This window comes from Paenibacillus sp. FSL H7-0690, from assembly GCF_037980415.1.
In the GTDB taxonomy this organism is placed as follows: Bacteria; Bacillota; Bacilli; order Paenibacillales; family Paenibacillaceae; genus Paenibacillus_AQ; species Paenibacillus_AQ odorifer.
The window spans coordinates 6,440,992-6,455,020 of sequence record NZ_CP150281.1; the positions used below are offsets into that span (position 1 = coordinate 6,440,992).

17 protein-coding genes are annotated in these 14,029 nt (G+C 40.9%); all 17 read right to left on the reverse strand.

Going from position 1 to position 14,029, the window contains the following annotated elements; all coding sequences use genetic code 11:
- Positions 1-238: 238 nt before the first annotated feature.
- Positions 239-787 (reverse strand): ribosome-associated translation inhibitor RaiA, encoded by a 549-nt coding sequence (gene raiA / locus MHI32_RS28405; RefSeq protein ID WP_036678506.1) that lies wholly within the window; start codon positions 785-787, stop codon positions 239-241.
- 229 nt (positions 788-1,016) lie between these two features.
- Positions 1,017-2,453: an S-layer homology domain-containing protein gene (locus MHI32_RS28410; protein WP_340011501.1), complete on the reverse strand. Its 1,437-nt coding sequence runs from the start codon at positions 2,451-2,453 to the stop codon at positions 1,017-1,019.
- Between the two features lie 317 nt (positions 2,454-2,770).
- Positions 2,771-2,968 (reverse strand): cold shock domain-containing protein, encoded by a 198-nt coding sequence (locus MHI32_RS28415; RefSeq protein ID WP_019915069.1) that lies wholly within the window; start codon positions 2,966-2,968, stop codon positions 2,771-2,773.
- Between the two features lie 234 nt (positions 2,969-3,202).
- A complete protein-coding gene (locus MHI32_RS28420; protein ID WP_076123873.1) occupies positions 3,203-3,538 on the reverse strand; it encodes a flagellar protein FliT in 336 nt (111 codons plus the stop codon).
- The gene (gene fliS, locus MHI32_RS28425; protein ID WP_339188742.1) at positions 3,531-3,929 is read right to left on the reverse strand and encodes a flagellar export chaperone FliS; all 399 of its coding nucleotides are present in this window, start codon (positions 3,927-3,929) and stop codon (positions 3,531-3,533) included. The genes MHI32_RS28420 and fliS overlap by 8 nt, the downstream gene beginning before the upstream one ends.
- Before the next feature lie 30 nt (positions 3,930-3,959).
- Positions 3,960-5,489 carry a flagellar filament capping protein FliD gene (gene fliD / locus MHI32_RS28430; protein WP_081391785.1) on the reverse strand — a complete coding sequence of 510 codons (1,530 nt, stop codon included), beginning with the start codon at positions 5,487-5,489 and terminating at the stop codon, positions 3,960-3,962.
- Positions 5,490-5,505: 16 nt separating this feature from the next.
- A complete protein-coding gene (locus MHI32_RS28435) occupies positions 5,506-5,895 on the reverse strand; it encodes a flagellar protein FlaG (RefSeq protein ID WP_339188745.1) in 390 nt (129 codons plus the stop codon).
- Between the two features lie 345 nt (positions 5,896-6,240).
- Positions 6,241-7,473 (reverse strand): flagellin lysine-N-methylase, encoded by a 1,233-nt coding sequence (fliB, locus tag MHI32_RS28440; RefSeq protein ID WP_076303600.1) that lies wholly within the window; start codon positions 7,471-7,473, stop codon positions 6,241-6,243.
- Positions 7,474-7,549: 76 nt separating this feature from the next.
- Positions 7,550-8,380 carry a flagellin Hag gene (gene hag, locus MHI32_RS28445; RefSeq protein WP_076303599.1) on the reverse strand — a complete coding sequence of 277 codons (831 nt, stop codon included), beginning with the start codon at positions 8,378-8,380 and terminating at the stop codon, positions 7,550-7,552.
- Positions 8,381-8,623: 243 nt separating this feature from the next.
- Positions 8,624-8,866 (reverse strand): carbon storage regulator CsrA, encoded by a 243-nt coding sequence (csrA, locus tag MHI32_RS28450; protein WP_076303648.1) that lies wholly within the window; start codon positions 8,864-8,866, stop codon positions 8,624-8,626.
- Between the two features lies 1 nt (position 8,867).
- A complete protein-coding gene (locus MHI32_RS28455; RefSeq protein ID WP_076303598.1) occupies positions 8,868-9,314 on the reverse strand; it encodes a flagellar assembly protein FliW in 447 nt (148 codons plus the stop codon).
- Between the two features lie 108 nt (positions 9,315-9,422).
- Entirely contained in the window at positions 9,423-9,989 is a 567-nt protein-coding gene (locus tag MHI32_RS28460; RefSeq protein WP_076303597.1) for a DUF6470 family protein, read from the reverse strand.
- A 15-nt stretch (positions 9,990-10,004) separates the two neighbouring features.
- Complete coding sequence (gene flgL, locus MHI32_RS28465) at positions 10,005-10,922, reverse strand: flagellar hook-associated protein FlgL (RefSeq protein WP_339188752.1); 918 nt, start codon at positions 10,920-10,922, stop codon at positions 10,005-10,007.
- A 15-nt stretch (positions 10,923-10,937) separates the two neighbouring features.
- The gene (flgK, locus tag MHI32_RS28470; protein WP_076303595.1) at positions 10,938-12,521 is read right to left on the reverse strand and encodes a flagellar hook-associated protein FlgK; all 1,584 of its coding nucleotides are present in this window, start codon (positions 12,519-12,521) and stop codon (positions 10,938-10,940) included.
- 54 nt (positions 12,522-12,575) lie between these two features.
- Positions 12,576-13,076, reverse strand: coding sequence for a flagellar protein FlgN (locus tag MHI32_RS28475; protein WP_036678457.1), 501 nt, complete (start codon positions 13,074-13,076; stop codon positions 12,576-12,578).
- Positions 13,077-13,088: 12 nt separating this feature from the next.
- Positions 13,089-13,376 (reverse strand): flagellar biosynthesis anti-sigma factor FlgM, encoded by a 288-nt coding sequence (flgM, locus tag MHI32_RS28480; RefSeq protein ID WP_036678454.1) that lies wholly within the window; start codon positions 13,374-13,376, stop codon positions 13,089-13,091.
- A 103-nt stretch (positions 13,377-13,479) separates the two neighbouring features.
- Positions 13,480-13,890, reverse strand: coding sequence for a TIGR03826 family flagellar region protein (locus tag MHI32_RS28485; RefSeq protein WP_076124340.1), 411 nt, complete (start codon positions 13,888-13,890; stop codon positions 13,480-13,482).
- Positions 13,891-14,029 lie beyond the last annotated feature (139 nt).

Sequence of the window (14,029 nt, forward strand, 5' to 3'; positions counted from 1 at the left end):
GAACCGAGCCCATCCTCACAAAATTGAAAGGGCCATTTATAAATTCGATTCCGCTGCTTCATAAATTGTAACAGTTTGTAAGAGATGCCGCAATACAAGGTGTAACAGCCACATTTTTCATATATACGCACAAGAGCCCTATTCGCTATAAGCGAATAGGGGCTCGGTTTAAATTTCCTAGGTTCTGACTAACTCTCGAGGCCCTTTATACTTAGAGCATAACTGGCATCATTGTATCTTAGCCCTGTTCAATCAGTCCATATTTACCATCATCACGTTTGTAAACTACGCTAACTTCCGAGGTGTCGATATTGGAAAACACAAAGAAATTATGTCCTACCATGTTCATTTGCAGAATCGCTTCTTCCACATCCATCGGCTTCATCGTAAAGCGTTTGTTCCTAACCACTTCTAAATCATCATAATCTTGTTCTTCTACAGCAACAGCGGCACTAGCTCCATCCACAAACAGCGTCTTGAGTCCCTCTTGACGGAACTTACGGTTCAGCTTCGTTTTGTGTTTGCGAATTTGGCGTTCCAGCTTGTCCACAACGGCGTCTATGGAAGCATACATGTCATCGCTGCGATCTTCCGCACGAAGCGTCACGCCAGCAAGCGGAATGGTTACTTCCACCGTATGAAGGCCGCGAACTACGCCAAGCGTCACAGACCCTTCAGAGGTAGGGGGTGCTTCGAAATACTTCTCAAGTTTGCTGAGCTTCTTATCAACATACTCTCTCAAAGCGTCGGTCACGTCAATTTGTTGACCTCGAATGGTGAATTGCATGGCCACTCCTCCTTTAGTTACACCTTCATTATACCAAATTGTAAGCGCTAAGTAAAAAGCAATTCCTTACAGCCCTTACATTTAGATAACAAATGTTGTCATAGCGTTCACAAATAAAACAAGTCCGGTAAGAGCAACCAATCGCCCTACCGGACCAAAAGTAAACCTGTCGTTATTATAGTACGGATTCCACTCTTATATTCTCCGAATGAAATCACATAAGGTCAGGCTATTTGGTATGAATTTGAATGATTTCTACAGGAGACCATTGAGAACCCGATCCTGCAATAACATATACCTTATAGGCAGTATTTGCTGCTAAACCAGTTAAAGTCTGTGTATGCTTTACACCAGGAGCAAACGTAAGCGTGTTAGTCCATGGAGCAGCCAATGCAGTACCGCTACCATTTTGACCTAAAGCAATCTGTGCTGCAGTAGGTGCCTTATCATTTGCTGGCAATACTACATATCTAACTGGGGTTGTAGTGCCACCTGTCACACCATATTTAACATATACATCTGCTGTAACTGTACTAACTTGTCCCGGCTCAAAAAGCGAAATCGAGCTAGCAGTAGCTTGAGCAGTAGTCAACCGAACTGTCGTTACAGTAGACAAGTTACCAGCTGCATCCGCCAGCGTGATATATGTTGCATATTCTGTACCAGGATTCAATCCGTAAACAGAGAATGTAACCGTTGTTTCAGCTACAGTCGCCACACTACCATGGATACCACTTGCAGTCCCGTTACTAATTTGTCCTTTTTCCACCTGCAATGCAGTTGGAGCAGTTACATCAGCATTATAAGGAGCTACAACATAGTATACTGCACCAGTTACGGAAGGTGTCAGGTATACATCCGCTGTGACCGAACCAACATTACCGTAGGTTGCCCCACTTACTGTTGGCGCTGTGCTACTTCCGCCGCCACCGTTACCACCACCAGAACCTCCGCCCGTACTACCACCTGGAGCAGCAGTTGGGGTTGGTGTAGCTGTTGGTGTCGGAGTCGCCGTTGGAGTTGGTGTAGGTGTTACACCACCACCTGTGCCACTACCAGGATAATAGATAGCTGAAGTATTGATAATACCTACAGCCTCGGCACGTGTTAACGATCTCTTAGGACCAAAGGTTCCATCTGGATAACCGTTAACAATCTTCTTTTCCACTGCGGCTGCTACAGCACCTTTTGCCCATGCTGCAATTTGTGCATTGTCTTTAAATTTGTTCGAAGTTGTATTGGTGCTCAATTTAAGTAATTTTGCAGTAATTACAGCTGCCTCTTCTCTTGTAAGCGGATTATTAGGGCGGAACGTATTATCCTCGTATCCTCCGATATATCCAGCTTCCACGGCTTTAGCCACTTCACTGTAATTCCAGTTTGTGCTCTTCATGTCTTTGAAAGTTACTGTTGCTTTAGTTGTAAACCCTAACAGGCGATTTACCATAGTCACATACTCACCACGCGTAATTGCTTTGTTTGGTTTCACCGTTCCATCTGGGTAGCCTCCAAGGTAACCTCTATCTAGCCATTCCTGCAGCTGACCTTGCGCCCAGTGGCCTTGAATATCCTTAGGTACAGTTGCAGCAGATACGCTGCCGAGAGACCCCAATAACATACTAGTACCTAATATTCCGGTCATAAGACCGCGCCACATCTTCTTCATCCTGCTAATCACCCTCCTAATTGTTTTGATAGCTTAGGCTATATTGAATTTCTTCGTGAATGTAGTAACCTAGGCTAACATAGTGTGTGTCGAGGTAAGATAAACAGCTCAACGTATATCTATTACCCACCTTTTGCAGAGTTCTAACATTTTCCATAAAATGAATTTACAAAATAGGCTATTTTCTTTACTAGGATTGGCTATACTAGACACATATGAACGCACAAAAAAAGGATCTTGGAAGATTCCAAGATCCCTGCTAGCGCTGTCTAAATTGCTAACCATCTACTTATATGTAGTTCGGCTTCGCCGGATGATTATAATTTGATTACGTTAGCTGCTTGTGGTCCACGTGCACCTTCAACGATATCGAATTCTACGGATTGACCTTCATCCAATGTCTTGAAACCATCAGTTTGAATCGCGGAAAAGTGTACGAATACGTCGCCACCGTCTGCAGTCTCGATAAAACCATAACCTTTTTCTGCGTTAAACCATTTTACTTTACCTTCCATTGATTAAACATTCCCTTCGTCATCAGATGAACGTGAGTCTTGCTCACAATTCGACTATACCACCGTAACTTCTTTATTGTCAATTGGAAAAGAAAATGTTTACATTCAATAATTTACCACGTAAAATAAACTATTAAATTTTCCATAAACAAGAAATAGATTCGGTACAATGATCAAAAAAAGGAGCAGACGGTATTTAATACCCGTCTACTCCTATAGTGAAACACTGATAAATTATTTTTTGCGATCCATAAGGAAACTGTCTGGGGTGTAGGCGGCCTCGTAGGCGTTGCGTTGTGTTTTGGCCTGATTCCGCTTCTGCAGCCAGTCTTGAGCTTCGAAGCGAAGAGCGTTCATTCTATCTAAGATCACATTATCATGTTCCAAAATTCGATTAATTTCTTGCTTTTGTGCAGGCGTTGCTCGACAAATTTTGGCTTCTTCTGCAATTGAATCGACAAGTTTCTGGCGCTCGTCCACAAAAGCCTCCAACTCCTCATAGGTGGTCTCTTGAAGACGCTCTTCGATCTCCCGGGTGAGTTGATCCAAACTCCGGATTAATTCATCCATGAGCACTATCAGCCTGTCCCTGACCCACAGCGATCTTCGATGCTTGTAGCCAAGTTTCCCGAAGGTCGGTTAGATAAACAAGAGCCTCTTCAGCTTTATCTGGACTTTTACGAATGTTTGCTTCAACTAAAAGATAATTTGTATATTCATAAAGTGAATAGAGGTTGTTAGATATCTCATATGAATAATCTAATGTACTCATTAACTCACTTACTATAGATTGTGCTTTGCCAAAATTAAGACTTGTCTTCTCATAGTCCTGTTTACTGAGACCGTCAATCGCTGTTCTTACAAAACGAATTGCACCGTCATACAACATAATGACCAACTGCACAGGGGTAGAGGTTTGGACAGAAGACTGGCGGTATTTCTCATATGGAGATGTAATCAATAATCTCACCCTCTATATTTTATAATTATCCTAGCTGGAGAAGAGACTGGAAGACTGCGTCTGTAGCTTGTTCATTGCTGTTTCCATCGCTGCGAACTGCTTATAGTAACGTGTTTCATAGTTATCCAACTTTTTCACCATGCTACTTATCCGAGTGTTATAGTCTTTAAGTCTCTTTCCCATAACGCTATCTTCTTTAAAGGCACTACTAATGTCAGTGGTATACTTATTAGTACCAGCGCGTTTTGAGATAGTTTCTAATGGTGTTGCTAGTTGTTTCCCCAATTTGCTGAATAGTCCCTCACTTGATGCACCTGCAGCTCCTTGAAATAGATCTATAACACTTTGGGGATTATCATTAATCGCCTGCTTGAGCTTGGATTCATTTAGAATTAACTTTCCTCCCTCTAAATAAGTACCTGTTGTGATACCCATTGCACTTAAACCACCCAATTTTTCTGTGATGATCGTACGCATGGAGGTTATTGTAGATTTCAGAATGTCATCATTTTTCAAAAGACCACTTTTGGCTTTTGCTGTCCAGGCCAAGATTTCGCTTTCCTTCATATCACTCTTTTGCGCATCCGTCAAAGGAGCATAATCGCTGTATTTAGCTTCATTAACTTTGTTATTTAATAACTGCAATAAACTATTATAGTCTTCAACAAAACTTTTAATTGTTTCGAGTGCCTTATTTGGATCAGATTCGCTGCTGATCTTTGTCGTTCCATTCCCATCCGTCTTTGCAAGCAACGTTAGTTGCACTCCGTTTATAGTGAAGGTATTACTCTTTTGACTTAAGCCCTGACCGTTAATTCTGACAAGAGCATCTACACCCATAGCTATATCATCATTAACGTCAATGTCATTTCCGCCATTAAAAAGCGACAGTATAGAGTTTTGGCCTCCAAGTTCTATTTTACCATTCATACTTGTTGAATCTGGATCTGTACTCGGAGCCCCGCTTGCCTTGGAGCGAATAATGAGCTTTCCTGTTGCCTCATCGAAGCTAGCGATTACATTCGCTTTACTGTCAGCATTAACAGTTGAAATAAAAGAAGCGACCGTAGTGGCCCCTGTGAATAAAGATTTAGTTACACCAGCTTCATCTGTTTTAGTAAAATTGACACCATTAATGTTTAAACTATACTCTTTGTCAGTATCTGCATCTGCAGCCAATTCTGCTAATGTAATTTTACTAGACTTATTTGCTCCTACACCAGATGTCGTTAATGTAGTCGTTGTAGCCAAATTCATAACTTCAACTTCCATATCTACTCTGTTTGCGGCGGCTGTAGCTTCAGCCTTCACTGCACCTGTATAACCGGTAACAACGGATTTATTTGCGTTTAACGCAGATGACACATTATATTTATCTGATAACTTATTAATTCTAAAATCATATAGCTTACTACTGATTTCACGGTAGCTATCTCTAGTCCAATTTAAAGTCTCTTTTTGTTGGTATAGTTTATCCAAGGGAGCACGCTTGACAGCCATCATACTCTTAACCATACTATCAATGTCCATACCTGAGAATCCATTTACTCTTGTTACCAAAACAGCACCTCCTATACTAAATTCTCTCGTCTATGAGAATACCTGCAATCTCCATCATTTTAGCCACTAAATCTAGAGTCTTTTCTGGAGGAACTTCACGAATAAGTTCTCCTGTATCCTTATTGAGCACCTTGACCATAATGTCATGCGTTTTCTCGTGGATGCTAATTGATAGCGTGGTTTGGGGGCCCTGTAAAGATTTAACTGCTCGCTCGATGGTACGAATTAGCTGTTCTTCAGCAACTGATACGTTTTTATCCTGCTTCTCTTTCTGACTGATTTCCTTAGCATATCGAGTAGGATCTGCTTTACTTTCGATATTTTCGGGCTCAACTCCAGACGTTACTTCAGATCTGCTTGATCCAACCGTCATAGAACTAGCAGAAAGGGAAAACTGTACATTCATATACCCCGACCTCCAACAACGCTCAAATTTATACTTTATATATCGGTTAGTTTTAGGGATAATTTAGGATTCACTTAAGAAAAGTATAGTTGACCAGAGTCTCTAGAGGGCTTCAGCGCTAGTTCATAGAATAGAAATATAAAAAATTGATTTTTTCCGTAGAGAGGGACATCTTTATCTGTTTAATTAATGTCCTAGTGTATTTGAGTCCAGAACATTCCACGAACTGAAAGTGATATGGCATAGATAAAAATAACCTAGATAATCGAAGATTTCTTATTCACTTATTAATATTACATAGCAGTTCTGTAGGCCTTCTTCCTAGGTTTGGAAAATATAACTCTACTAATGTTTTATCAAAATGGACATATATGTTAACTTCATAAAATCGTTATCTTTTATTAATTTCATTATTCTTCTAAAATATAGCTTATTGTGTTCAAATGTCTTTGAGAGGGATTGTACAAGTTTAACTACCAAGTCCTCGGTTAAGGTTTGATGATAATTTGCCATTCCAATTAGATGGATCTTGATTAAAGAATAATGCAAGATCATACGAGTATAACTCTCAAATAAAGAATCACTATCAAGAGGCATTATATTTTTAAACACGTAATTGACAAGGTAATTTTCAAGCATGTATTCATGCTGAAGCATAAAAGGTGCGTAGTATTTTTCATAAGAAGATGCATAATTCTCAAGGATCTCTTCGTCTGAAGCATCTTTTTCAATATGTAAACCAGACATCATCTCTCCTGAGCACTCTAAATATCTAGATGAAGTAATTTCGTATTGCAAACGTAATACGACAAGTTCCCTGCTTAATCGAAGTTGAATGTCTAATCGATTTGGTATATTTTCAAATGCTCCTTGGAGAGCGTTATTTTCTACACTTGTAATATATTGCCCAAAGATGTCGGGAATCTCATTTATTCGATCGTTATCCACGCATTCTTGTAGTTCGTTATAAAGTAGACCTAGAACGAGCAAACGTTCTTCCAGGGTATAATTTTTGTTCTGCAGTATGGAAATAGTCACGTAACGATATTCATTGAAATAGTCCTTCCAATCAGAAGCTACTTCTTTATTCGTATGAATGGTTGCTCTTGTTACATCCCTTGTAGAGGGGGATTCTTTGAATTGATCGAAGCTAATTCCATCTTTACTCAACAAGACTAACCTAGCTGCTTCAGGACAAGATACAGTTAATGAACGTTCAACAACACCGTTTACATTATGAACTATTCTAGGATAAACAGCACAGGTATTGCACAAATTTTCTTCTCCTAAGGTCAATTGAATGTCACATAAATTTTCCTCATTTAAGAATGAACACCTTGAGTTATTCATTTTCATTTTCGCTACGTTATTCTTTGTAGGGTTTGAACGATTGCGAATCACATATTCATCTAGTTGTGACTTGATCTTATAATTTTTAACTTTTTTATATTTCTTGTATGTTTGCTCGTCCACAGTTACTTGCCATCCTGCACAGCACGTATCTTCACAGGCCGAACCAATACAAGTAAATTCTTTGACATATTGAGGAGTTAGCGTTTCAACTAATTTCGATGTCATTTATGATTAACCCCTTATAGACTAGTTTATATAAAAAAAGGAATGGGAATCCCATTCCTTTTCTTATCGTTAAAGATTAACGAAGCAATTGAAGCACACCTTGTGGTTGTTGGTTAGCTTGAGCCAACATAGCTTGAGCAGCTTGAGCAAGAATGGAGTTTTTAGTTTGATCCATCATTTCTTTCGCCATATCAACATCACGAACACGGGATTCAGCTGCAGTCAGGTTTTCAGAAGCATTGTTAAGGTTGTTAATAGTATGTTCTAGACGATTTTGGTTTGCACCAAGTTTAGAACGGGAAGCAGAAACCAATTTAATTGCATCATCTACAAGTTTAACGTCAGTATCAAATTTAGCAGTTGTACCATCAGGAGCTAGCGCGTTGACACCTAAATCAGTCGCACTGAAACCTTTACCAGTTGCTCCTTCAATTTTCAAATTAAGTGATTGTGCTGCATTAGCACCAATTTGGAAATCTTCGTCAAATTTACCATCCAACAATTTTTTACCGTTGAATTCTGTACGTTCGGAAATACCTGTTAATTCATTGTTTAATTCTGCAATTTCATCTTTGATAGCTGTCAGATCTTCTGTTGCTAATGTTCCTCCGTTACCTGCTTGAACAATAAGTTCACGTTGACGTTGCAGGATAGAATGAGTTTCGCCAAGAGCACCTTCAGCTGTTTGAATCAAGGAAATCGCGTCTTGTGAGTTACGGGATGCTTGGTCTAAACCGCGGATTTGACCGCGCATTTTTTCGGAGATCGAAAGACCTGCAGCGTCGTCCCCTGCACGGTTAATGCGAAGACCTGAAGACAATTTCTCGATGTTCTTGCTAGTTGCTGCAGTGTTTGCACCCAATTGACGGTGAGTATTCAAAGCTGTAACATTGTGGTTAATAATCATTTGATATTTCCTCCCTGAAATTAAATTAGTTCCACATCCATGTGGTAAACGCCGAACCATTAAGGTCGGCCGCCCTGCCGATTCAGCGTCTACTTCATATATCGACGGCAAGTACCAAAGTGTTTAGAGTAATTCGAAGTTTTTTTGAATTTTTTTTTGGAGAAATCTCTCAAACTAAATAAAAAACCTGAATCTGCATTTGTGCAGTCTCAGGTTTTGGATTCCTTATATGCGATATGTTGATTAGTTATTATTACTCTCACTACGAAGGCTATGGATTAATGCACTCAGATCAGACTGCTGCGGAGCAACAGATTCGCGATTGGCTTCTTGAATCGATAGGTACACTTCTTTGCGAAAAACATCTACATGTTTTGGGGCAGAGATACCAACCTTCACCGTATCACCGTCTACACTTAAAATTGTCAGCTCTATCTGATCTTGGATAATAATAGACTCACCTTTTTTACGGGTTAGTACGAGCATATTATCCACCATCCTTTCCCTCTATAACTGACTTCTCCTGCACCAAACTATGTTTCGTATGATAAGGAGTCCTATGTAAAACGATTTGTTTACCGGAATGTCCTAAAGGATTCATAACAATTGGAGCCAGAAGATTGATCGTCGACTGATCGACTGATTCCTTCAGCGTAATAATGCAACGGACGATCAACTCTGTATCGATCCCTAACTCTTCAGCCTCATCATCAGGCAGTTCGAATTCATAGGACGGATAAAAAGAAAACGGATCTCCTAACAGAAAGGATAATCCTTTTTCTCTTATAGACTGTAAATACCCAAAAGGCGTCTCAGGTATCGTGATTAAGACGAAGTCCGTTTCCTCATCAAATCCAGGTATACCTTTGGAGAAATGATATATCTGCTCCTCATCCACTTCTAGTTTACCCCAAGATAGTGTTTCTATAATCAAGTTGCCCACTCCTCAAAAGTTTCGCTCACGAAACTGGTATCCATTAAGATTATTATTTATAACACAAAAGCTATAGAGGCGCTTTCTGGCACGTCTATAGCTTAAGAGCTACGTTTGAAGATTTACTTCCGGTGGAATAAACTTTATGGAAGCATATTGCTGCATATAAATATTTAACTTGCCACGGGTATATTCAATTTCAGGATCATGTCTTACCACTTGAATATTCACTTTTGCGGCTCGAAAATCGATTTGTGGTGCTCTCGTTTCTATATGAATATCTACATTGTCAAATGATGCCGGACCACGAATCTCTGGAAATGAATTTGGTTCGGTATCTGTTCCATAGACTTCGGCAATGGTATTTCCGGGCTTAAAAAACTGGGCCATCCGATTGCCTTGCTCGACCTTTTTTGCAATACCCTGAAGATATAACTGTTGAATACCTGAATATATTCGTTTGTTCATATCGAACATATTACCACCATTATAGGCTGCCCAAGCTCGGGACTGATCTATGGTAAGCTCTGGCCTAAAAGATTGAACCGTAAGTTTCCCTGGAGTGGTTGTTATTTTGACCTCAGGTTTAGGCTGAGTAATCGAAAATGTTCCCTGCTCATTATCAATTCCAATCAAAGCAGGAGTCTGACGAATTTGCAATATCGGCTGCAGCAACGAGAACCACCTCTGTTATCTAATAAAATCTACTAGAGTTGTAGATATAATCTTAGCGCCTACAGAAAGGGAAGCATTATAAATATTCTCTTGAATCTTCGACTCCATAATCAAACCTTCGTAATCTGCATCTTCTGTCTTAGCTTGAAGTTCCGTCAAATTAATATTTAAATCACTTAGCCGATCCTGCATCAATTCAACGCGGTTAGTCTTAGCCCCTATCTCGGAACGTGCTGATAGAATAGTCTCTACACGTGTATCGATTTTATCAAGTTGACCAGATACTGTACTAAGATTACCAGATTTTAACCCAGCAGAAATAGTATTAATAATACTGAACAGATTATCCGCATCCCCAGTATAACCAAATAAATCATTACCGGTAGTACTAATTGGCATACGCACATCTTCACCTACAATAAACTGAATCTGCCCAGTATCCGTAGTAATCGGTTTAGATACATCGTATGTACCGTCTGCACCTTTAGTATAATCATATGGTTTGGTGGTGTATTGTTCGCCATTAAAGATATATTTACCATTTAGTGTACTGTTAGCAATGTCCACAAGCTGTTCTTTTAGCTGCAGAACCTCTTCATTGATACTATCGAGTGCAGACTGCGGATTGCTTCCACTCGCTGCCTGTACTGTCAATTCGCGAATCTTCTGAACAACATCTCCAGCCTGACCGAGTACCGTATCATTATAATCAAGCCATGAAATGGCACTATCCACATTCTTGGTGTACTGCTCGTTAGATGAAAGCTCAGCACGATAGCGGAGAGAATAAGTAATACCCACTGGATCATCGGAAGCTTTGTTGATCTTACGTCCTGTGGCAAGCTGTAGCTGTGTGTCGTTCATTGTACGTGCATTACGGTTTAAGTTAAGCAGAAGCTGTGAATTCATCATGTTAGAGGTTACTCTCAACATACGCTATATCTCCTTTTATCTGCCGACTGTGCCGGTGGAATTAATCAATTTGTCGAGCAGTTCATCAAAAGTAGTCATAAAACGTGCTGCCGCACTATAAGCATGCTGGAACACTAGCATATTCGACATTTCTTCATCTAGAGAAACGCCGCTGACTGATTGACGACGGGAGTTAACTTGCTCTACGAGATAATCTGAGTTATCCGTCTGACGTGCAGCCTCTTGGGATTGAATACCCAGCTGACCAACCATAGAGCTAAAAAGCCCTCCCACAGTGTTGCTTACACTACCGTCTGGCTTAGTAAATTTACTATCCTTCAGGCTAGTCAATAAGAGTGCCAACGTATTATTTCCTTTAACGACTTGCGTATTTCCATTCGCATCAACAGTTGTACGTAACGAAGTTGCGAATAAATTCACATCCGCAGCAATTTCCGGATTTAGCTTAATCGTTCCAGCCTCGCCTGATGTTACAAAGAAATCGCGTCCGACGCTTCCATCCATCGCGTAACCTAACTTGTGAAGTCCGTTAAACCCTTTGACAATGGTCTTGGCGTCCTCATACATTGTTGCGCCCTTAGGCATGGCCTGACCAGCGGTCAAAGTAACTACGGTACCGTCAGCTTGTGTAATCTTGGCATCACTTGTCAACACTGTGCCCTCAGGAAGATTGGAGCCAGCTGGCACTGTAATTTCAACGTCACCTGTAGCAATAGTGCTCGCCAAATCATTGAGCTGTTTCTTGTAATCGGCAACATAGGTATTATTGGAGAAAATCATACCGTATGCCTCGCCGCCCTTCAAGGTTCCGGAGGTATAAGCATTATTAAGAAATGCACTATCTACGGTTGCGGTAACTTCTCCACCCTCTACGAGAGGTTGTCCACCCAGAGAAATGTTATAACCCTCTTCCGTCTCTACAACAGTAATATTAGCAATTTTGGAGAGCTTGTCCGCCATCAGATCGCGTTGATCACGTAGATCGTTTGCATGATCCCCCATACCCTCAATCTTATAGATTGATTTGTTTAGATCTGCGATAGCAGTCAGGTAATTTTGAGCTTCTTTTGCCTTAACATCTATATTAGTGGTTAGATCCCGCTCCAGATTATTCAGTTGCGTGCTCATGTAGTTCATAGCATCTGTCAAAGATTGTGCAGTTTGCACTACAATCTTACGGGCTGTTGGATCTTCAGGGTTCTTACTTAGATCCGACCACGATTTCCAGAAGTTATCCAAAACTGTACGAATGCCTGTATCCGATGGCTCATTAACGATAGCTTCCAGCTTAGAGAGCGTATCTGCTTGAAGACTCCAGTTGCCGAAAGCAGCGTTCTCACCACGGTACTGATCATCCAGAAACATTTCTCGAATCCGATCGATAGATGAGAATTCCACCCCTGTACCCATTTGACCTGGAACGGTAGATTTTAACAATCCGTACGCTTCAATAGGTAAAGAGGCTTGCATATTAACACGTTGACGAGTATAACCTTCGGTATTCGCATTAGCGATATTGTGTCCAGTTGTATTAAGAGCTGCGGTCTGAGTAAAAAGGCTGCGTCTCGCCGTCTCTATCGAGTGAAATGTGGATGTCATGCTTCTTACTCCTCCTTATGTTCTGCTCCGGCAGAACACTTCATCAGTACAATTCTAACCTCGTGCATCAAAAATCCCCGACCGATTTACGTTGTTACCTTTGTCGGACGGACGATGATAAGTGATATCCTGATTTGGTCTTCCGACCAACAGATCCAAAGAATAATCTATAAATGTAAGCGACTGCTCTATCAGCTTCTGATTTAGGTCATTGGCTTCTTTCAGGCGATGCAAAGTGCCCGAAAGCTTCTGCTGAATATGCAGCAGTCGTGCCTTGTCTTCAGGGTCAAATATAAGCCTGGACAGCTCCGTTAGGTTCAGGTTCAGGTTGGAACGAATACCCACACCTTGCAAAACGGTATATGCGGCTAATATTCGCTCTTCCTCGAGCTGCCCAATTACCTTCATTAGCTTGGATTCACGGTTAAGGATGTCGATTAACGCATCCACCTTGTTATCCATAATTGTCTGTTTCTTCTCAGCGGCCAGATCCAGCATTTGAACATGCACTCCATCTAGCCGCTCCAATAGTTCTATTAATGTCGTCAATGCCATGGATGTTTTCACCTAATTCTCGGAGGATTGCTTAAAGTAAGGGGCGAGTTTCTCTGCTAGCTTAGATGCATCAACTTGATAGGTACCTGCGGAGACCTGCTGCTTTAGATTGTCGATCTTAAGTGCGCGTTCTGGATCATTCTTGCCAGTGTTTTGTGCTTGCAAGAGTTGAATCGCTTCATCAGAGATCGAAACCTCATCCTTGCGTGTGCTTTTCTTCATTTGTTCCTGCCTTTGCGCTTCCGCGCTGCGTTGATACGGATTAATCGCGTTAATTCGTCCGGTCTCGTTAATTTTCATAACTTCCACCTTCCTTCTAATATAAAAAAGCCGATAATCTTTACTAAGTTTATCGGCGTAGACTGAAACATTCTTTATAGCTGCAAACGTTTTTTTGCAGATTTTATAGGTCACGCAGCTTATCTATGGCACGATATGCACCATCAGATGTCTTTTTAGTAGTATCCTCAGCAGAATTTTCCTTGACAGCATTCGTGAGATCTTTCCTGAGCCGGCTACGACAGCTGTCACACATATGGCCATCCCGAATCAGTGTACCACACACTTCGCAAGGGTACATCATATTGGGTGCATTAGCTATAGAAATCCGGCCTTCGCGAATAAAGCGGGTAATCTCTTTAATAGAAATCCCCGTAGCATCGGAGAGCTCCTGAATGTTGGTTCCTTTGTTTTCCCGTAAATAATTCACGCAGATCTCATATTCATGCTCCAGCTCTTTGATACAGGCCGAGCACAACCCCATAAGATTCTTGACAAACAACCGGCCGCACCTTGGACAATTGTCTAGATTCATAACAAGCAGCCGCTCCTCTCCGTACATTCTGTGCAATGCATAATATTCTTATGCTCCTAGATTACATGATTGCAAGGAATTCGTCTATGGGACAGAAGAAACGCTACCAACCGCAACTAATCCTTAATGGAATGGATAT